Source organism: Ensifer sp. 38_S197 (assembly GCF_056924495.1).
Window position 1 is genome coordinate 693,169 of sequence record NZ_JBXOVZ010000002.1, and the last position, 18,891, is coordinate 712,059.

Consider the following 18,891-nt stretch of genomic DNA (forward strand, 5'->3'; position numbering starts at 1 on the left):
CTCAAGATTTTGCGAGGATCGTCAATGGCCTTCCGGCACCGGATCGGAAGAGAGCATGCCGGCATAGACGCCGGGCGTCGAATCCGGAATCTCGATCGCGCCGGCCACCCGCTCATAGAACTTCGCCGGACCGACCCCGCCGATGACCGCATAACCGTAGCCAGCCTCGCGCATCGCCGTCAGGCTTTCGATCAGCAGCGCCTCGCCGATGCCCTGCCCGCGCATGCCTTCGTCGACACCGGTCGGGCCGAAAAAACCGAGCGCCGTCACGTCGTAGCAGGCGAAACCGACGATGTTCTCTTCATGCACCGCGATATGAATGCGCGTCGGGGTCGAGGAAAAGGCCGCTTCCGCCTCGCCCGCCCAGCCGGCGCCGAAAGTCCTCTCGATCCAGGAGACGACCAGGCGGCGCTCGGGCGCCATGGCGCGGCGAATGCGGATGCCCGGGCCAAGCTTCGACTGGGGCTGCGCCGGCAAGGCATATAGTCGAACGAGCATATCTGGCATGGCATTTCCTCCTCGCGGCTCCCTGCAGTTTTTGTCTTAGCGCAGCGTCCGGCTTACGCAAGCGCGGACGCCATGCCCTGAGCAGGCATCAACTCGACTTGCACCAAACACGCTTGCCATGGAACCAACGTGGCGGTAAATCTCTTGCCGCTCTAACGGGGTGCCTTCCGACCGCATGACGGCCGAAGGCTGAGAGGCGTGAAACGCCAACCCGCGGAACCTGATCCGGCTCATACCGGCGGAGGGATTAGACGCGATCGGATCGATACGCCCTTTTCCCATGCAACAACGAACTTTGGGAGAGAGGTGCTCGCCATGCCCAATTCATTGCAATTCAAATTGTTTAGCCGGCTAGCTCTGACTGCGGCCGCAAGCCTGGTTTTCGTCGGTGCCGCTGCCGCTGCCGACAGGACCCTGACGGTCTATACCTATGAGAGCTTCATCACCGAATGGGGCCCGGGCGCCAAGGTCGCCGAAGCCTTCGAAAAGACCTGCGAATGCAAGGTCAACTATGTCGGCGTCGCCGACGGCGTCGAACTCTTGACCCGCCTGAAGCTTGAAGGCGGCGCTTCGAAAGCCGACATCGTGCTCGGCCTCGACACCAATCTCGTCGCCGAAGCCAAGGCGACCGGTTTCTTCGCGCCGCACGGCATCGATGCCAAGGACCTGAAGGTACCGGGCGGCTTCTCCGACGACACCTTCCTGCCCTACGACTACGGCCACTTCGCCGTCGTCTACGACACCCAGACCTTGAAGACGCCGCCGAAGAGTCTCAAGGAGCTTGTCGAGGGCGACGCATCGCAGAAGATCGTCATCGAGGATCCGCGTACCTCGACGCCAGGCCTCGGTCTGCTGCTCTGGGTCAAGGCCGTCTATGGCGATGAGGCCGGCGCTGCCTGGGCAAAGCTCAAGGATCGCGTCCTGACGGTCACCCCGGGCTGGTCGGAAGCCTATGGCCTGTTCACCAAGGGCGAAGCGCCGATGGTGCTCTCCTATACCACCTCGCCCGCCTACCACATGGTCGCGGAAAACACCGACCGCTACCAGGCCGCAGCCTTCTCCGAGGGGCACTACATCCAGATCGAAGTCGCCGGCATGACCAAGAATGCCAAGGAGCCGGAACTGGCAAAACAGTTCCTGAGCTTCATGACCGGGCCGGAGTTCCAGTCGATCATCCCGACGACCAACTGGATGATGCCGGTTGGCGTCACCAGCGCGCCGCTGCCGGATGCCTTCAACAAGCTGGTCACTCCGGAAAAGACCTTCCTGCTGCCGTCGGAAGAAGTCGCGAAGAACCGTAAGGCGTGGATCGACGAGTGGCTTGCCGCGATGAGCAAGAACTGAGGCTGGATTGTTCGCGCCTCGCGAAAATCGCATGACGGTTGCCGCCGGGGCCTTTTGCCTCGGCGCCTTCCTGCTCTTCGTCGGCCTGGCGATCGCCGCCTTGCTCGCTGAGACCGGCGGCGCGGGCGAAGGCACCCTGTTCGACGCCTATATCTGGCGCGTCACCCGCTTCACGCTGCTGCAGGCAAGCCTTTCCACGCTGCTCTCCGTGCTCTTCGCCATACCGGTGGCACGGGCGCTGGCGCGGCGGCCGCAGTTTTTCGGCCGCATCTGGCTCTTGCGGCTGATGGCGCTGCCGCTCGGCCTGCCCGTTCTCGTCGGGGCGCTTGGGCTGATCGAGGTCTGGGGACGCCAGGGTTTCCTCAATGCGGGCCTGCGCTGGCTTGGCCTTGAGCAGCCGGTCAGCATCTACGGCCTGTTCGGCATCCTGCTCGCCCATGTCTTCTTCAACATGCCGCTTGCGGCGCGCCTGTTCCTGGCCGGGCTCGAGCGCGTTCCCGCCGAATACTGGCGCAGCGCCGCCAATCTCGGCATGCCGTCCCATGCGCTCTTCCGCTTCATCGAATGGCCTGTGCTTCGCGGCCTGCTGCCGGGTGCGGCCGGCCTCGTGTTCATGCTCTGCGCCACCAGCTTCACGCTCGTGCTGACGCTTGGCGGCGGGCCCGCGGCCAGCACGATCGAGGTCGCGATCTACCAGGCGCTGCGCTTCGATTTCGATCCGCCGCGCGCCATCGCGCTGTCCGGCCTGCAGATCGCCATGACCGGCGTCCTGCTTTTCATTCTCAGACATCTGGCAACGAAGCCTGAGGAGGGTATGACCGGCGGCCGCACGGTTCGCCGCTTCGATGGCACAGCGCCAATGGCGCACCTCAATGACGGCGCCTGGATCGTCCTGGCATTGCTCTTCCTCATCGCTCCCCTGGTTGCGATGGTCGTTTCCGGGCTGCAGGCCGATATCCTCAAGCTCGCCCGGGATCCGAACGTGCACCGGGCACTGATGACGAGTGCTGAGATCGCGCTTGCCTCGGCATTCGCCTCGGTTGCCATGGCAGCCGTCATGATCCGCGCCGCAGCGACAATGACCGCTCCCCGTCATGCGGGAAGGCTGGCATACGGCTTTGCCGGCATGATCGGCGCCAGCACCTCGCTCATCCTGCTGGTGCCGCCGGTCGTGCTCGGCGCAGGCTGGTTCCTGCTCCTCCGCCCCTTCGGTGATGTCGCGCGCTTTGCGCCGGTCATCGTCGTGGCGATCAATGCCCTGATGGCGCTCCCCTTCGTCCACCGTATCCTGGCACCGGCCATGGCGACGCACGCGGCGCGCTCTGAACGGCTGGTGGCGAGCCTTGGCATCCGCGGCTTTCATCGCCTGCGATGGATCGACCTTCCCGCCCTCCGCAAACCGTTGCTGATGGCGCTCTCCTTCGCCATGGCGCTGTCGCTGGGCGATCTCGGCGCCGTCGCCCTCTTCGGCTCGCAGGACATGGTGACGCTTCCCTGGCTGCTCTATAGCCGAATGGGCAGCTACCGCACGGCCGATGCGGCCGGCCTCGCCCTCTTCCTCGGGCTTCTCTGCCTGATCTTCACCATCCTCGGCACGGCCGATGACGCCCGCCGGCCGGAAAGACGCAAAGCATGACTGAGCCCACCGCTGCCATAGAACTGCGCAATGTCGAGGTTCGTTTCGAAGCGACCACGCTGCGCTTCGATTGCACAATCGCCGCCGGCGGCATCGTTGCCGTTGCCGGCGCCTCCGGCACCGGCAAGTCGACGCTCTTCCACCTCATTGCAGGTTTTGAAGATGCCGACCGCGGCGAGATCCGCATCCTCGGTGAGAACGCAGGCAACCAGGCACCTTCCGAGCGCCCGGTCTCGATGATCTTCCAGGACAACAATCTCTTCGCCCATCTCGATGTCGCGACCAATGTCGGCCTCGGCATCGATCCCGCACTTCGCCTGACGGACGAAGATCGGAAGAAGATCGAGGACGCGCTTCGCCGCGTTGGGCTTGAAGGCTTCGGGCGACGGCTGCCATCCACGCTTTCCGGCGGGGAACGCCAGCGGGTCGCGCTCGCCCGCGCACTCGTGCGGCACCGCCCCCTCCTCCTGCTGGATGAACCTTTTGCTGCCCTCGATCCCGGGATGCGCACCGGCATGCGCACGCTTCTTCGCGAGCTGCACGCGGAAGAAGGCAACACCATCTTGATGATCACGCACCATCCCGAAGACGTGAAGGCACTGGCCGATAGCGTGCTTTTTCTCGACCAGGGGCGTATCATTGCCCACGATACGCTCGACCGCTTCCTGGAGCGGCGTGACAATGCGGCAATCGACCGCTTTCTCGGCAACGCGTGAAGGAGGGTGCAGTTTCGCCTCGCCCTCAGCCGATTGCCACAATTTGACCGCGACACCATGCGACGCGCGAAATATCCGGCCGTGGGCACGAATATTCGCGCATCCGTTGCCGTGATACCACGGGGCAACTATTTCTACCGAGACAAACTAGGCAGGTGGCGCTGAAATCAGATACAGCAAGACCAGGGCTGAACAGTCGCGGCGGAGCAACGCTGCCGGACTGAAAAAGTAGGACTTTCAACGCTGTCGTTCCGGAGCGATCGACGGGAAACGGGCTGAGGCATGGAGAGGCATACAGTCACACACGACCGGTTCCCGCCGAAGCGCGGACGGCTGCGTGCACGCGCCGTGGTTGCACTGCTCGCGACCACGCTTCTCTCCGCATGCCAGTCGGTGATCGAGCAAGCCTACGAGCCGACCGTTTCGCCTTCGTCCAATCCGCAGATTGTCGACGAGGTCCAGAAGAACGACCCGCGCGCAAAAATGGGCGCGCGCGAACATCCGCGCATCGTCGCAAGCTATGGCGGCGAATACAAGGACGCGAAGACCGAACGGCTGGTCGCCCGCATCGCCGGAGCGCTGACCGCCGTCTCGGAAAACCCGCAGCAGTCCTATCGCATCACCATTCTGAATTCGCCGGCAATCAACGCCTTTGCGCTGCCGGGGGGCTATCTCTACGTCACCCGCGGCCTGCTCGCCCTTGCCAACGATGCCTCCGAGGTCGCAGCCGTCTTGTCGCACGAGATGGCGCACGTTACCGCCAACCACGGCATCGAGCGCCAGCAGCGCGAGGAAGCGGAAGTCATCGCCAGCCGCGTGGTCTCCGAGGTGCTGTCGTCCGATCTCGCCGGCAAACAGGCGCTCGCCCGCGGCAAGCTCAGGCTTGCGGCCTTTTCGCGCAACCAGGAACTCCAGGCGGACGTGATCGGCGTGCGCATGCTCGGCGAAGCCGGCTATGACCCCTATGCCGCGGCACGCTTCCTCGATTCGATGGCGGCCTATAGCCGCTTCACCGCGGTCGATCCGGAATCCGACCAGAGCCTCGACTTCCTGTCGAGCCATCCGAACGCGCCGCAGCGTGTGGACCTTGCGCGCCGGCATGCCCGCGCCTTCGGCCCGGAAGGCACCAGCGGAGATCGCGGCCGCGACTATTACCTCGCCGGCATCGACGGCCTGCTCTACGGCGACAGCCCGCAGGAAGGCTATGTCCGCGGCCAGACCTTCCTGCACGGCCAGCTCGGCATCCGCTTCGACGTGCCGACCGGCTTCCAGATCGACAACAAGGCGGAAGCGGTTCTCGCGACCGGCCCGGGCGACATCGCCGTACGCTTCGACGGCGTGGCGGACACCGGCGGCCGCAGCCTAACCGACTATATCGCCAGCGGCTGGGTGACCGGCCTGCAACCCGACACGATCAGGCCGATCAATATCAACGGCCTCGATGCCGCGACCGCGCGCGCCTCCGCCGATCGCTGGGACTTCGACGTCACGGTCATCCGCATCGACAACCGCATCTACCGCTTCCTCACCGCCGTTCCGAAGGGTTCGAGCGCACTCGAGCCGACCGCCAACCAATTGCGCAGCTCGTTCCGCCGCATGACGCCAGCCGAGGCCCAGTCATTGAAGCCGCTGCGCATCCGGGTCGTGACGGTAAGGCCCGGCGAGACGATCGCGACGCTCTCTGCCCGCATGATGGGAACGGATCGCAAACTCGACCTGTTCCGGGTGATCAATGCGATGCAGGTTACCTCGACGGTGAAGCCGGGTGACAAGGTGAAAATCGTTTCCGAGTAAGCGACGGCGCCTCACCGAAGGCGAGTTCGCACGCGCTTGTGCGGCGGAATGCTCAGGCATTCGCCGGGCGGGCGGACCTCAATATGCGAACGCACGCGTAGCGCCTCGGACTGGTCCAAGCCACTACCCGGTACCTATGCTGGCTGCTAAAGCATGTCGCGCTAACAACGACATGCGAAATATCAAAGGCTTAAAGCGCAAGGAGCGAAGCTGAAAGATCGCGACGCGCTTCAGTGAATGCCTGCGGTCAGGGCCGGCGCTTTCGTCGCGAGCGCCACTCTCAGCTTTTCGAGCGCCCGGGTTTCGATCTGCCGCACCCGTTCCTTGGAAATGCCGAGATCGAGGCCAAGTTCTTCGAGCGTCGCACCATCCTCCGAAAGTCGTCGTGCACGGATGATCCGCATCTCCCTCTCCGTCAAGGCCCCGAGCGCATCGCGAAGCCACACACGGGCGCGCTCTCCGTCGATCATGTCGCTGACCTGTTCGTCGGGGAGCGGCGCATCGCTGGCCAGGAAATCCAGTCGCTCGCCGCCATCGGAATCGGCGCCGCCGACCGGGGCCTGCAAGGAGGTGTCGCTGCCGGATAGCCGCGCATCCATGGTCTGCACATCGGCGATGCTGACGCCAAGCGCCGCAGCGATTTCCTCATGCATAGCCTGCGATGTAAGCTGCCTGTCGCCTTGGGCAAGACGCGCGCGCAAGCGCCGCAGGTTGAAGAACAGCGCCTTCTGCGCCGAACTCGTGCCGCCGCGGACGATCGACCAATTGCGCAGGACGTAGTCCTGCATCGATGCCCGGATCCACCAGGTCGCATAGGTCGAGAACCTGACCTCACGGCTGGGTTCGAAGCGGGCGGCCGCTTCCAGGAGGCCGATATGGCCCTCCTGCACCAGATCGCCCATCGGCAGGCCGAAATTGCGGAATTTCGCTGCCATCGAGATCACCAGCCGCATGTGGGACATGGCGATCTTGTTGCGGGCTTCCTGATCATGGTCGTTCCGCCAGGCCTGGGCCAGCGCGTGCTCCTCGTCGCGCTCGAGATAAGGGGCCTCCATTGCGATCTTGATCATCCGCCGGTCTGCAGTGAGAGTCTTCATCGATCACTCCGTGACTGGCGCCGGGCGCCATTGCGTGTGAAGTCCAAAAGGGCCGGACGGATGAGGCGTCCGGCAGCAGGGGCGTCCAGATCACTATGAATTGGGTCGATCCAAATCATCGTGATCGATTCTAATAAGCCAGAGCAGGATGCGAGCGGAAAACCGCTCACGCGTATCCTCATCCCGCTCTGGAGCGCCGTGCGTTCAGATCAACGCATTGAGGTCGCTCTAGCACTTTGTTTCGAGAGCATCTTTTCCGCTTCCCGTGATGCCAATTGAAGCGGGATGCTCCGGGGCCGCACCGTCGAAACTTGAAGAAACGACGCGGCGCCCTAACTTCGAAGTCACGAACCTGAACGGTGATGGACCACAGAACCAAGATCGCCCGGCGCGAAAGCGGCGCATTCCTGCCGGCCAATATAAATGCGCGTCAGCGCGAAAGGTTCCATTCGGTCAAAGAAAAAGCCCGGCGCGATGGCCGGGCTTCGTGCAAGTACTGATGCGGCGAAATGCGCTTACGCAGCTTCGTCCTGGGTATCGTCTTCTTCGATAGCCTTGCCGCGCTTCGGGCCCTTGCTGAGGTTGGCCTCGACGAGGCGCACGGCTTCGGTCTCCGACATCTTGTTCACGGCAGCGATTTCGCGCGCCATGCGGTCAAGGGCAGCCTCATAGAGCTGGCGTTCGGAATAGGACTGTTCCGGCTGGTTTTCGGCGCGATAAAGATCGCGGACGACTTCCGCGATGGAAATCAGGTCGCCGGAATTGATCTTGGCATCGTACTCCTGGGCGCGGCGCGACCACATGGTGCGCTTCACGCGAGCCTTGCCCTGCACAACCTTCAACGCACGATCGACAAAATCGGTTTCGGACAGCTTGCGCATGCCAATGCTGACAGCCTTGGCCACCGGCACCTTCAGACGCATCTTGTCCTTCTCGAAATCGATGACAAAAAGCTCAAGCTTCATGCCGGCGACTTCCTGCTCTTCGATCGCCACGATCTGGCCAACGCCGTGGGCCGGATAGACGATCGATTCACCGGTCTTGAAGCCCTGGCGTGTCGAAGATTTTTTCTGCTGGGTCGTCATTCGTTTCAAAAACTCCCTGTTTCGCGCCGGCCATTCTGGCCGGGGCCGGGTCAGTGAGGCCCGGGATAGACGGGGATACCGCCGGGTGGGTACATCCTGGTCCGTCCAAGGAACGCAAACAGCCTCATGAAATGCGGTCGCAACAGAGCAAAGCCATGTTGCGTAAATAGGGAGAACCGCGTTTTGGAGATCGTTTGCTTTCGTGATGGTTTTCGGGCGCGCAAAAACACCCTCTGTGGATCAGTAGAAGGAACCTATCACAAAAAAGTGCCGAAATCAATAATTTGCTGCATGGCAGTCATCAAGCCGCCATTCTCGCAACTGCGAGCGCAGTGCGTGTTTTCCCCAGGTTTGGCGCGCTGGGTCGCTCTCACTGCGTCAGCCTCGACGAACGATGGAGATCGTTCGCCTCAGTCGCCCTGGCCCGGCTCGGCAGAGAAGAATTTCTCGTACTTGCCTTCGACGCCGTCCATCTCCTTGGCTTCCGGCATCGGATCGCGCTTGACCGTGATGTTCGGCCACTTCGTGGCAAAATCAGCGTTCAGTTTCAACCACTTATCAAGGCCCGGCTCCGTATCCGGCTTGATCGCTTCGGCAGGACATTCCGGTTCGCAGACGCCACAATCGATGCACTCGTCCGGATGGATGACGAGGAAATTCTCACCCTCATAGAAGCAATCCACGGGGCAGACTTCGACACAGTCGGTATACTTGCAGCGAATGCAGTTGTCGGTCACGACGTACGTCATGAGGTACTCCAGCCAATGCTCACGTTTGATGGCAGACGGCAATCAATGGTGATGCTCGTCGTCCGCGCATGCTAGGAATGTCCGGCGCGCATAGCTGCCGAAGCAAACCCGATGCACCCAACGTGGGTCTGTCAGGTAAAGGCTTTATGGGCCCTTTGCAAGAATATTCAATGCGCGAAACGCCGCGGCAAAGGCAGAGTTTTCTAAAGCATGTCACGCAAAGTGCGCAGCAGTTTTGCGGTAAAGCGCACGGAGCGGATCGGCAAGATCGCGACGCGCTTCAATCCTCGCGCGGATCGAAATCGGGTTTCAGCCGATCGGTTTCCCGCCGCTCTTTCTTGGTCGGGCGTCCCGCCCCACGGTCGCGTGTGGCGAGATCATAAGCCGAGAGCCTTTCCTTCGGCTGTTCAGGCGTGAGATCGTCATAAAGAAGCCGCGCCTCCTCGTAGGGGCCACGTCGCTCCCCGGGGGCAAGCACGCGCACGATCAGCGCGCGGCGGTCGAGGGCGAGCTCAAGCACGTCCCCCGCCTTGACCTGAAACGACGACTGCGTCACGCGCTGCTCGTTGACGGCCACCCGGCCGTCCTCGATCGCCTTTTGCGCAAGCGAGCGCGATTTGATCAGCCGCGTGAAAAACAGCCACTTGTCGAGACGCTGGCGCGATGCCGGGTTGGTCGTGGGCTGTTTTTCCATGTGCTGCCTTACTTCTTCATCTGCTCCTTGAGCGCTGCGAGCTTGGCGAAGGGCGAATCCGGATCCACCGGCTTCTCGCGACGCGGCGGACGCGCCTCGAACTTGCCCTGCCCCGGCTTGCCGCCGCGGTCGTGACGATCGTGGCGGTCACCACGGTCCTGGCGCGGCCCGCCTTCCGACTTGCCACCCTCGTGGCGTTTGCCGCGCATCGGCTCGCCGCCCTTGCGTCCGCCTTCACGTCCTTCGCCCTGGCCTTGACCACGCCCATGGCGCTGGCCGCCGCGACGCTGGTCGCCCTGATGGCGGCCGCCGCCTTGGCGCTGGTTATCCTGGCGGGTGCCCGGACGCCAGAGCAACACGGGCTTGGCCTCGACCGGTTCCCCGGCCTCGCTAACCTGAGCTTCCGCTGGCTGCGCATCGTTCGTCGCGACGGCGATGTCGCCTTCGGCCTTCTCGGTCTCCGCAGCAGGTGCCTCGGCGGCTGCGGTCTCGGCATCCGCCGCACCGTCGCCAGCATCGGCGTCATCGACGGCAGCAGCCGGCTCGGAAGCGGCGGCAGCAACCGCCGGCGCGCCATCCTGGCTGGCGAGGAAGGCCGCAGCCTCCTCGGCCTTGATGCTGTCGGCCCGATAGCCGAGGCCCTTCAGGATCTCTTCCATATCGTCAGGCGTTGCGCCGAGGATCGAAAGCATCGACGTGGTCGCGGTGAAGCGGCGGCCGTCATAGGCGCCTTCCGGGCGTGGCTGCACGCCCGGCTTCCACTGCAGCAGCGGCCGGATGAGATCGGCCAGGCGCTCGAGGATGTCGATGCGCACGGCACGCTTTCCGAGGAAACGGAAACCGGCGAGCTTGTAGAAGGTCCGCTCGAAGGAGGGATCGGTGACGACGGACGTGCGGCCGGCAGCGAGCATCGGGATGAGGTCGCCATAGCCGGGCTTATCGAGGCCGTCGTTCTTCAGCGCCCAGAGAAGCGTGATCAGCTCGGCCGGAGCCGGCTTCAACAGCGCCGGAAGGAAGATGTGGTAGGCGCCAAAGCGAACGCCGTATTTGCGAATCGAAGCGCGGCCGTCCTGGTCCAGCGACTTGACGTCGTCGGCAACATCGCGACGGAAGAGTACGCCGAGGTTCTCGACAAGCTGGAAGGCGAGGCCCTTGGCAAGGCCTTCGAGGTCCTCGGCGCGCGAGATATCGTCGAGCGGCTTCAGCACCGTACCGATGTGATGGTTCACGAAGCGCTCGATGCGCGCCAGAACATGCTCGCGGGCATTCGCCTGTAGCTGATCGTCGGCAAGCAGGATGACGCGCGGCCGCATGACGTGGTCGCTCGCTGCCAGACGGGCGACGGGATCGCCGAGCCAACGCACGAGACCATCCGACGAAATCGCCAGGTCATTGTTGCCCGAAGCATGCAGACGTGCGGCCCGCGCCTCGAACTCGAGAGCCAGCGCCTTCTGGGCAGCGCCCTGCACGGCCTTGGCGTCCGGGCCATCGCCGCCGGTCGCCAGCGTAAACCGGAAACCGGTTAGTTGTCCTACGTGATGACCTTCGACGAAGACGTCACCATTCACACTGATTTCAGCTTCCAGCATAGCATTCTCTCTCAGGCGCTTCATGAGCACAGATGTCCTGCGATCAACAAAGCGTTTCGTCAACCGTTCATGTAGTGCGTCGGATAATCGATCTTCGATTTCCCGCGTCTTTTCTTGCCAGTGTGTCGGATCGGCCAGCCATCCCGGCCGGTTCGACACATAGGTCCAGGTTCTGATCTGCGCGATTCGCGCCGAAAGTGTGTCGATCTCACCATCGGTATGATCGGCCCGCCGGACCTGTTCGGCCATGAAATCCTCGTTCACCGTACCCCGGCGAACGAGATCCGCGTAGATCGTCGAGATCAGATCGGCGTGCTGCACGGGCGTGATGCGCCGATAGTCCGGCAGCGCGCAGGCTTCCCATAGTTTTTCCACCCGCTCGGCATTGGTCGTGATGTCGACGACCTCCGGGTAGCGGGCCAAATGCTCGAACGCCTGCTGATCTACCGCAGGTAGCGCCCGGGCAAGGCCGGGAACCGTCGGCGCGGCGTCGAGACTCTTCTTCAAGGCGGTGAGCGAGGAGTAGTCGAATGCCTTCGAGCGCCACTGCAGCACCTTCACCGGATCGAACTCATGTGACTCGATGCGATGGACCAGCTCATTATCGAAAGGATCGACGCGGCCCGTCACCCCGAACGTGCCATCGCGCAGGTGGCGGCCGGCACGCCCGGCGATCTGCGCGAGTTCGGCCGGGTTCAAGTTGCGGAACTGGTAGCCGTCGAACTTGCGGTCCTGCGCGAAGGCGACATGGTCGACGTCGAGGTTGAGACCCATGCCGATTGCGTCGGTCGCGACCAGATATTCGACGTCGCCCTCCTGATAGAGCGCCACCTGTGCATTGCGCGTGCGCGGCGAAAGCGCGCCGAGAACGACGGCGGCACCGCCGCGCTGGCGGCGGATCAGCTCCGCGATCGCATAGACCTCGTCGGCCGAGAAGGCGACGATCGCCGAGCGATGCGGCAGGCGCGTGATCTTCTTCGAGCCGGCATAGAGAAGCTGCGACATGCGCGGCCGCTCGACGACGGTGATGCCGGGCAGGAGCTGTTCGAGGATCGGCCGCATCGTACCCGCACCGAGCAGCAGCGTCTCGCCGCGGCCCCGCAGATGCAGGATCCTGTCGGTAAAGATGTGCCCGCGCTCGAGGTCGCCGGCGAGCTGCACCTCGTCGATCGCGACGAAGGACGCGGTCGTCTCGCGCGGCATCGCTTCGACGGTGCAGACCGAATAGCGGGCGCGATGCGGCGAGATCTTCTCTTCGCCGGTGATCAGCGCGACATTGTGATGGCCGACCCTTTCGACCAGACGCGTATAGACCTCGCGCGCCAGGAGGCGCAGCGGCAGGCCTATGACGCCGCTGTCATGCGCGATCATGCGTTCGATCGCGTAGTGCGTCTTGCCGGTATTGGTTGGCCCGAGCACCGCGGTTACGCCGCGGCCGCTCAGGATCATGGGGTGAACGGACACGTCATCGATCCCGGGCATTCAGAAATTACGGCAGCGTCTTTTCACGCTGGCGGCAAACACATGCCCACGCACCGAGCCAAACGCAAGAGGCGCCGACAACTAAAACCATCGTTCGGCGTCTCCCAGCCCATTGCACCACCTGTTGTGGTTGGCGCCATCGAGGACAGGAACAGCCATGGAACGAATCGGCGACGAATCGAAGACCCATTGCGATTCACTGTATGTTCACGGCTACATATAGATTTCAACACCGAACGTTGCACCACATGCTGAATCTGGCACGGATACCGCGCATCAGGGCCGCCGACTCGCCTCGATCCAGGCTGTCCCATTGCCAGACAGATCAAAGGATTCCGAATCCAAGACTCTGGAAAGCCTGGAAAATTTTTCACGAAATTCGTCGAAGATTCACCGAACAGAGAGAATGAGAATCGCACCGCACACCTTCGATCAAGACGCGAGCCTCCGACGGCGACTCATGACCCGCGCATCATTCCGCTTTTGTTCTCCACAAGATATAGTGTCTGCGCCGCTCGCCGCCAACAGGATCACGGGCACAGCTTCGGGATTCAAATCCCACGAGAACAGGTGACGCCACCCCGGCCTCGCATGAAAACGGCGCCCCGAAGGGCGCCGCTCGAAAGCACTGATAAGTCCAGACGCTCAGACGAAAAACTGTCCGCCATTCGCGGAAATCGTCGAGCCGGTGATGAAGCCGGCATCGTCGGAAGCCAGGAACACGACGCAGCGGGCAATTTCTTCCGGCTCGCCGAGGCGGCCGACCGGGATCTGCGGAATGATCCGCTCGTTGAGCACCTTCTCCGGCACCGCCCGCACCATTTCCGTGCCGATATAGCCCGGGCAGATGGCGTTGACGGTGATCCCCTTGGCCGCCCCTTCCTGGGCGAGCGCCTTGGTGAAGCCGAGATCGCCGGCCTTGGCTGCCGAATAGTTGGCCTGGCCCATCTGGCCCTTCTGGCCGTTGATCGACGAGATGTTGATGACGCGGCCGAAACCGCGGTCGCGCATGGCGGACCAGAGCGGATGCGTCATGTTGAAGAGACCGGTGAGGTTGGTGCCGATCACCTCGCCCCATTGCTCGGGCGTCATCTTGTGGAACATCGCGTCGCGGGTGATGCCCGCATTGTTGACCAGCACGTCGACCGGGCCGAGATCGGCCTCGACCTTGGCGATGCCTTCGGCGCAGGCCTGATAGCTGGAAACGTCCCACTTGTAGACCGGGATGCCGGTTTCCTGCTTGAAGGCCCCGGCCTTCTCGTCATTGCCGGCATAGTTGGCGGCCACCTTGTAGCCGGCATTCTTGAGTGCGATGGAAATTGCCGCACCGATGCCGCGCGACCCACCCGTGACCAATGCTACCCTGCTCATGCACGCCTCCCACTTGATCAGTTCAGTTTCTCAAAGGCCTTGTTCATCAGCTTTTCGCCGATCTGTCGTCCATAGAGCCCGGCGGCAGCCCGGAATTGAGGCGTCGCGGGCATAGACATCCCCGCCTCGCACCCGGTGAGTGCGAGGTTCATCATCAGCTTGCTGCGCTGAACGGGCGACGCTTTCAAAGCGCCGCTGTCTCCGTTCTGGGCCGCAACCATCATGTCCTTGAAAACGGCCTCGTCGTCCGAGGTCGTATGCTCCAGCACGCACTGAACCAGCCGCGCCTCGTCGAGAGGCGCGGGATTGGCATGTGCGGGAACGATCGGCGAACCGGCCAGCAAGAGGGAAAATGGAACCCGCCTGGCGCTGTTCATGCCGCCAAGCCGACTAGAGCCGTTCGACGCACATGGCGACGCCCATGCCGCCGCCGATGCAGAGCGTTGCAAGCCCCCTGGAAACGCCGCGGCGCTTCATTTCGAAGAGCAGGGTGTTGAGGACGCGGGCGCCGGAAGCGCCGATCGGATGGCCGATGGCGATCGCGCCGCCATTGACGTTGACGATCGACGGATCCCAGCCGAGGTCCTTGTTGACCGCGCAGGCCTGGGCGGCGAAAGCCTCGTTGGCCTCGACCAGGTCGACGTCGCCGATCGCCCAGCCGGCTTTCGCCAGCGCCTTGCGCGAAGCCGGGATCGGGCCGGTGCCCATGACCTGCGGATCGACGCCGGCCGTTGCCCAGGAAACGATACGGGCGAGCGGCTGGATGCCGCGCTTGGAAGCCTGCGCTTCGGTCATCAGCAGGGTGGCGGCAGCGCCGTCATTGAGGCCGGAGGCGTTGCCGGCGGTGACCGTGCCTTCCTTGTCGAAGGCCGGACGCAGCTTCGTCATCTGGTCGAGCGTTGCGCCATGGCGGATATATTCGTCCTGGTCGACGGTAACGTCGCCCTTGCGGCCCTTGACGATGAAGGGAATGATCTCGTCGGCGAAACGTCCGGCCTTCTGTGCCGCTTCGGCCTTGTTCTGCGAGGCGAGTGCGAACGCGTCCTGCTCCTCGCGGCTGAGCTGCCACTGGCGGGCGACGTTCTCGGCGGTGATGCCCATGTGATAGCCGTAGAAGGCGTCGGTTAGGCCGTCCTTGATCATCGTGTCGATCATCTTGAAGTCGCCCATCTTCACGCCGCCGCGCAGATGCGAGCAGTGCGGCGCCATCGACATGGACTCCATGCCACCGGCGACGATGATATCCGCATCACCGGTTGCAATCTGCTGCATGCCGAGCGCCACGGCGCGAAGGCCCGAACCGCAGAGCTGGTTCATGCCCCAGGCGGTCTTTTCCTGAGGGATCCCCGCCTTCATCGCCGCCTGGCGGGCCGGGTTCTGGCCTTCGCCGGCCTGCAGCACTTGGCCGAGGATCACCTCGTCGACCTCGCCTGCCTCGACGCCTGCGCGCTCGAGCACGCCCTTGATGACGGCGGCGCCGAGCTCGTGCGCCGGCGTGTTGCCGAATGCACCGTTGAAGGATCCGACCGCAGTGCGGGCGGCGCTGGCGATCACGATGGAGGGATTGCTCATGGGACGTTTCCTCAGATCTTTCTTGCCTAATGAAAACAGACTGGCAAAGCGCGCGACGCAAGTCAAACGGCTTGATGCAGTGCCACAAAACCATCACCTAAGACGCAACCGCAAGATTTCGCACTTGCGTCGCCGCAACGCACAAAGACATTGTCAGCGGCGCTCTTTTGCGGATACTCTGAAAAACGCAATAAAGACGGGACGATGGGTGAGAGGAGACCCTGATGGCGAAGCACGAAGGCCAGATCGTTATAAAAAAATATGCGAACCGGCGGCTCTACAACACCGGGACCAGCACCTATGTCACGCTCGACGACCTGGCTGTGATGGTGAAGAAGGGTGAGGATTTCGTCGTCCAGGACGCGAAGTCCGGAGAGGACATCACCCATTCCGTGTTGACGCAGATCATCTTCGAGCAGGAGTCCAAGACCGGCAACACGCTTCTGCCGATCTCCTTCCTGCGTCAGCTGATCTCATTCTACGGCGACCAGATGCAGATGGTGGTGCCGAGCTATCTCGAGCATTCTATGCAGGCTTTCACTGAGCAGCAGTCGCAGATGCGCGAGCAGATCAACAAGGCCTTCGGTGACACGCCACTCGGCAAAAACCTGCAGGTTCCGCTGCAACTTGTCGAAGAGCAGGTCCGTCGCAACACCGAGATGTTCCATCAGGCGATGCAGATGTTCTCGCCATTCATCACCGCCCCGCCGGTGAAGGAAAGCAAGAAGGCCGAAGCCAAGGATATTGACGAGCTCAAGGAGCAGCTTCGCGCGCTTCAGACCAAGCTCGACAATCTCGGCTGAGCGCGCTTTCCTCGTGAAGGCGGGTGAGTTCGGTCCCGCCTCGTTTCCCGTCCAGCAGAAAAATACTTTGAATTGGGCCAGCGCCCCGGATCGGCCGGATCGTCGCGCGCTTCAAAGGCCGATCGACACGTCCCGGCCAGCCGAACGCATCGAGACGGCAAAACCGGCGATGACGTCGATGAAACTGATCGTCATCAGGATGAAGAAGAGCTGGGTCGCCGCCGGCGCCAGCAGCAGGAATTCGATCAGGAAGACGATGAACAGGATCATCGACAGCAGGTGATCCATCAGCGCCCGCGTGCTCGTGCGGGTCGCCTTCAGCAATTCGACGAACAACAGCAGCAGCGCGACGACGATCAGAAGGTCACCGAAGCGCATCGTCCAGGTCGCGCCCGACAGCATGGACAGCGACAGCATCTCGGCGTTCAGCCCGGCGATACCGCCAAACATTCCGATCATCGCGAGATTGTAGATGGCGAAAGGCAGGATCAGCAGCGGAACGGCAGCGAGCATCGGGCACGAACTCCTTTGCCGCGTCTTGCGGCGTCTTCAGGTCAGGCTCCTGCTGATAGCACAGGGTCCAAGCGAGAAAATGTCAGACGCAAAACAAAAGGGCCGGCAGAGCCAGCCCTTTGAACCTGATCCGCGAACGGAAACGCTTATGCGTTTTCCTTCGGGGTCAGAACCTGACGGCCACGGTACATGCCGGTCTTCAGGTCGATGTGGTGCGGACGGCGCAGTTCGCCCGAGTTCTTGTCTTCGACGTAGGTCGGAGCCTTGAGGGCGTCAGCGGAACGGCGCATGCCACGCTTGGACGGGCTCGTTTTTCTTTTCGGTACAGCCATTTCATTCTCCACTTATCGGGCAAACACTGTTCAGCAGCCGAAATGGCCGTGTCAAACAGATGTCAATCACGGAAATTTGGCGCGCTTATACATGGCCAACTCCTGTTTGACCAGTCCCCAGCCACAATTTTTCGACTCGACCGAGTCAGACCTCGTCTTCGGGAACGACCCACGGCTCGGCGCGGGCGGCCTCTTCCCACTTCCGGTAGGCGGGATGCGCCTTCATCCGCTGCATGTAGCCGAGCACTTCCGGATCCGCAACGAGATCATAGACGTCGAAACGGTTGACCACAGGAGCGTACATCGCGTCCACCGCACCGAAGGCGCCGAAGAGGAACGGACCGCCGGATTGGGCGAGCGCCTCCTTCCAGATCCGCTCGATGCGGGCGATGTCGGCGCGAACGTCTGCATCCACCTCGAGAGCCCGCTTTTCCCGGCGGACGTTCATCGGACAGGCGCCGCGCAGCGACCGGAAGCCGGAGAGCATCTCCATGGAATAGCTGCGCGCCCGGGCACGGGTCTGGCGCTCGGCCGGCCAGAGCCCGGCATCGGGAAAGAGCTCGGCGACATATTCGATGATCGCCAGCGACTCCCAGACAAGCAGATCGCCATGTCGCAACAAGGGCACGCGTCCCGTCGGCGAGACGGCGCGAATATCGGGATTGCCGGCCGCGAAATCGAAGGGAATGACCACCTCCTCGAAATCGATGCCCGCGGCGGTCATCGCCATCCAGGGCCGCATCGACCAGGATGAATAGTTCTTGTTGCCGACGTAAAGCGTAAGTCCGGTCATTTAGGATCCTTGATTGCTGCCTTGATTGCGGGTCTGTCCGAGAAAACGATCAGTTCCTCGAAATGGTTCATGTCCTCGAAGGAGCAGAAGGCCGGGGGATCGAGCTCGATCACCGGCGCCCGCTCCGTGAGGTAGGCGAGTTGTTCGCTCAGCATCGCCTGCCAGCGCGGCAGTGCCGCGTCATCGAGCCAGTCGATGACATAGGCGTAGGTGATGTGGAACGCGTAGTCGTCATGGTCCGGATGGCGATAGCCGAAGGCTTCGGCGAAAGCATCGCGCCAGGCCTTGAGGCATGCGCGATCGGCTGCGCTGTCGCCTTCGAGCGCGAGTCCGGTCGGCGTGACGTCCGTCACGCGGGCCCGGAACGGCTCCAGCGGAACGAAGTGCTTCAGCTGCCCGCGATAGTGCTCCGTCATCACGTCGATCGGCGTATCGAGCGCCATGTCTGCCGGCCAGAAGGGCAGCCTGCGGCGGTATTCGATGATACCCTGAAAGATCGTCATATGCAGGCTGGACGGATGGGTGAAGGCGAACTGCCCGGCCTCGGGCATCGCCATCAGACGATCGCGCACCGCAAGCACGGCGGCCTCGGACGGCGAACCGGCGGTGACGTGGGAAACGACCGTGTTGCCCGGTTCACGCAGGAAACGGCCATCCGTTGCGTAGCGGGTTCCGAGATGCTTCGGCGGTACGTTGTTTGCGTTGCGGCCAAAGGAGAGAAGCGAGGGGGAAATCGAAGTCATGGGGCGATCGGGCCTTTCAAATGGAGAGAGACCCAGATGGCAGAACTCTACTACGCGAGCATGACATCGCC

Annotated in this window: 18 protein-coding genes and 1 riboswitch; of the genes, 5 read left to right on the forward strand and 13 right to left on the reverse strand. The window is 62.8% G+C overall.

The genetic code is table 11. The features are described from left to right. Positions 1-21 precede the first annotated feature (21 nt). Positions 22-507, reverse strand: coding sequence for a GNAT family N-acetyltransferase (locus tag AC1Z3V_RS16610; RefSeq protein ID WP_483500457.1), 486 nt, complete (start codon positions 505-507; stop codon positions 22-24). Positions 508-653: 146 nt separating this feature from the next. Then, a riboswitch (TPP riboswitch) is annotated at positions 654-771 on the forward strand. A 51-nt stretch (positions 772-822) separates the two neighbouring features. Between AC1Z3V_RS16610 and thiB the strand changes: the two genes are divergently transcribed. The 4 genes from thiB (at position 823) to AC1Z3V_RS16630 (ending at position 5,997) form a co-directional block, all read left to right on the forward strand. Further along, positions 823-1,851, forward strand: a complete 1,029-nt coding sequence (thiB, locus tag AC1Z3V_RS16615; protein WP_483500459.1) for a thiamine ABC transporter substrate binding subunit — start codon at positions 823-825, stop codon at positions 1,849-1,851. Positions 1,852-1,858: 7 nt separating this feature from the next. Then, on the forward strand, positions 1,859-3,487 hold the full coding sequence (gene thiP / locus AC1Z3V_RS16620; RefSeq protein WP_483500461.1) for a thiamine/thiamine pyrophosphate ABC transporter permease ThiP: 1,629 nt from the start codon (positions 1,859-1,861) through the stop codon (positions 3,485-3,487). After that, on the forward strand, positions 3,484-4,203 hold the full coding sequence (gene thiQ, locus AC1Z3V_RS16625) for a thiamine ABC transporter ATP-binding protein (protein ID WP_429814628.1): 720 nt from the start codon (positions 3,484-3,486) through the stop codon (positions 4,201-4,203). The genes thiP and thiQ overlap by 4 nt, the downstream gene beginning before the upstream one ends. Positions 4,204-4,485: 282 nt before the next feature. Further along, a complete protein-coding gene (locus AC1Z3V_RS16630) occupies positions 4,486-5,997 on the forward strand; it encodes a M48 family metalloprotease (RefSeq protein WP_429814625.1) in 1,512 nt (503 codons plus the stop codon). A gap of 230 nt (positions 5,998-6,227) precedes the next feature. On the opposite strand, the gene AC1Z3V_RS16635 is transcribed toward AC1Z3V_RS16630, so the two are convergent. The 8 genes from AC1Z3V_RS16635 to AC1Z3V_RS16670 all read right to left on the reverse strand — a co-directional run bounded on the left by AC1Z3V_RS16635 (position 6,228) and on the right by AC1Z3V_RS16670 (position 15,636). Next, positions 6,228-7,094, reverse strand: coding sequence for an RNA polymerase factor sigma-32 (locus tag AC1Z3V_RS16635; RefSeq protein ID WP_057254889.1), 867 nt, complete (start codon positions 7,092-7,094; stop codon positions 6,228-6,230). Positions 7,095-7,609: 515 nt separating this feature from the next. Then, entirely contained in the window at positions 7,610-8,179 is a 570-nt protein-coding gene (locus AC1Z3V_RS16640) for a CarD family transcriptional regulator (protein WP_173517865.1), read from the reverse strand. Positions 8,180-8,589: 410 nt separating this feature from the next. Next, the gene (gene fdxA / locus AC1Z3V_RS16645; protein WP_429814619.1) at positions 8,590-8,928 is read right to left on the reverse strand and encodes a ferredoxin FdxA; all 339 of its coding nucleotides are present in this window, start codon (positions 8,926-8,928) and stop codon (positions 8,590-8,592) included. A 280-nt stretch (positions 8,929-9,208) separates the two neighbouring features. Continuing rightward, entirely contained in the window at positions 9,209-9,622 is a 414-nt protein-coding gene (locus AC1Z3V_RS16650; protein ID WP_483500464.1) for an RNA-binding S4 domain-containing protein, read from the reverse strand. 8 nt (positions 9,623-9,630) lie between these two features. After that, on the reverse strand, positions 9,631-12,675 hold the full coding sequence (locus AC1Z3V_RS16655; protein ID WP_483500466.1) for a helicase-related protein: 3,045 nt from the start codon (positions 12,673-12,675) through the stop codon (positions 9,631-9,633). A 663-nt stretch (positions 12,676-13,338) separates the two neighbouring features. Beyond that, the gene (gene phbB / locus AC1Z3V_RS16660) at positions 13,339-14,064 is read right to left on the reverse strand and encodes a beta-ketoacyl-ACP reductase (RefSeq protein ID WP_429814611.1); all 726 of its coding nucleotides are present in this window, start codon (positions 14,062-14,064) and stop codon (positions 13,339-13,341) included. 17 nt (positions 14,065-14,081) lie between these two features. Next, the gene (locus tag AC1Z3V_RS16665; protein ID WP_483500468.1) at positions 14,082-14,408 is read right to left on the reverse strand and encodes a hypothetical protein; all 327 of its coding nucleotides are present in this window, start codon (positions 14,406-14,408) and stop codon (positions 14,082-14,084) included. Positions 14,409-14,454: 46 nt separating this feature from the next. After that, the gene (locus tag AC1Z3V_RS16670) at positions 14,455-15,636 is read right to left on the reverse strand and encodes an acetyl-CoA C-acetyltransferase (protein ID WP_429814606.1); all 1,182 of its coding nucleotides are present in this window, start codon (positions 15,634-15,636) and stop codon (positions 14,455-14,457) included. Positions 15,637-15,860: 224 nt separating this feature from the next. Between AC1Z3V_RS16670 and phaR the strand changes: the two genes are divergently transcribed. After that, positions 15,861-16,439: a polyhydroxyalkanoate synthesis repressor PhaR gene (gene phaR, locus AC1Z3V_RS16675; RefSeq protein ID WP_173517872.1), complete on the forward strand. Its 579-nt coding sequence runs from the start codon at positions 15,861-15,863 to the stop codon at positions 16,437-16,439. Between the two features lie 111 nt (positions 16,440-16,550). Here phaR and AC1Z3V_RS16680 read toward each other — a convergent pair whose 3' ends face one another. The 4 genes from AC1Z3V_RS16680 to AC1Z3V_RS16695 form a co-directional block, all read right to left on the reverse strand. Then, entirely contained in the window at positions 16,551-16,952 is a 402-nt protein-coding gene (locus AC1Z3V_RS16680; RefSeq protein ID WP_483500470.1) for a hypothetical protein, read from the reverse strand. 146 nt (positions 16,953-17,098) lie between these two features. Next, complete coding sequence (gene rpmF, locus AC1Z3V_RS16685; RefSeq protein ID WP_026186748.1) at positions 17,099-17,284, reverse strand: 50S ribosomal protein L32; 186 nt, start codon at positions 17,282-17,284, stop codon at positions 17,099-17,101. A 145-nt stretch (positions 17,285-17,429) separates the two neighbouring features. After that, positions 17,430-18,077, reverse strand: a complete 648-nt coding sequence (locus AC1Z3V_RS16690; RefSeq protein ID WP_483500472.1) for a glutathione S-transferase family protein — start codon at positions 18,075-18,077, stop codon at positions 17,430-17,432. Then, positions 18,074-18,820: a DUF1868 domain-containing protein gene (locus AC1Z3V_RS16695; RefSeq protein ID WP_483500474.1), complete on the reverse strand. Its 747-nt coding sequence runs from the start codon at positions 18,818-18,820 to the stop codon at positions 18,074-18,076. The genes AC1Z3V_RS16690 and AC1Z3V_RS16695 overlap by 4 nt, the downstream gene beginning before the upstream one ends. Positions 18,821-18,891: the final 71 nt, after the last annotated feature.

Excerpts from the sequence above, each read along its gene's own strand:
- phbB (WP_429814611.1), bottom strand. The coding sequence starts at position 14,064 with ATGAGCAGGGTAGCATTGGTCACGGGTGGGTCGCGCGGCATCGGTGCG.
- AC1Z3V_RS16690 (WP_483500472.1), bottom strand. The coding sequence starts at position 18,077 with ATGACCGGACTTACGCTTTACGTCGGCAACAAGAACTATTCATCCTGG.
- fdxA (WP_429814619.1), bottom strand. The coding sequence starts at position 8,928 with ATGACGTACGTCGTGACCGACAACTGCATTCGCTGCAAGTATACCGAC.
- phaR (WP_173517872.1), top strand. The coding sequence starts at position 15,861 with ATGGCGAAGCACGAAGGCCAGATCGTTATAAAAAAATATGCGAACCGG.
- AC1Z3V_RS16680 (WP_483500470.1), bottom strand. The coding sequence starts at position 16,952 with ATGCTCGCTGCCGTTCCGCTGCTGATCCTGCCTTTCGCCATCTACAAT.
- rpmF (WP_026186748.1), bottom strand. The coding sequence starts at position 17,284 with ATGGCTGTACCGAAAAGAAAAACGAGCCCGTCCAAGCGTGGCATGCGC.
- AC1Z3V_RS16650 (WP_483500464.1), bottom strand. The coding sequence starts at position 9,622 with ATGGAAAAACAGCCCACGACCAACCCGGCATCGCGCCAGCGTCTCGAC.
- thiQ (WP_429814628.1), top strand. The coding sequence starts at position 3,484 with ATGACTGAGCCCACCGCTGCCATAGAACTGCGCAATGTCGAGGTTCGT.
- thiB (WP_483500459.1), top strand. The coding sequence starts at position 823 with ATGCCCAATTCATTGCAATTCAAATTGTTTAGCCGGCTAGCTCTGACT.
- AC1Z3V_RS16610 (WP_483500457.1), bottom strand. The coding sequence starts at position 507 with ATGCCAGATATGCTCGTTCGACTATATGCCTTGCCGGCGCAGCCCCAG.
- AC1Z3V_RS16695 (WP_483500474.1), bottom strand. The coding sequence starts at position 18,820 with ATGACTTCGATTTCCCCCTCGCTTCTCTCCTTTGGCCGCAACGCAAAC.
- AC1Z3V_RS16630 (WP_429814625.1), top strand. The coding sequence starts at position 4,486 with ATGGAGAGGCATACAGTCACACACGACCGGTTCCCGCCGAAGCGCGGA.
- AC1Z3V_RS16635 (WP_057254889.1), bottom strand. The coding sequence starts at position 7,094 with ATGAAGACTCTCACTGCAGACCGGCGGATGATCAAGATCGCAATGGAG.
- AC1Z3V_RS16670 (WP_429814606.1), bottom strand. The coding sequence starts at position 15,636 with ATGAGCAATCCCTCCATCGTGATCGCCAGCGCCGCCCGCACTGCGGTC.
- AC1Z3V_RS16640 (WP_173517865.1), bottom strand. The coding sequence starts at position 8,179 with ATGACGACCCAGCAGAAAAAATCTTCGACACGCCAGGGCTTCAAGACC.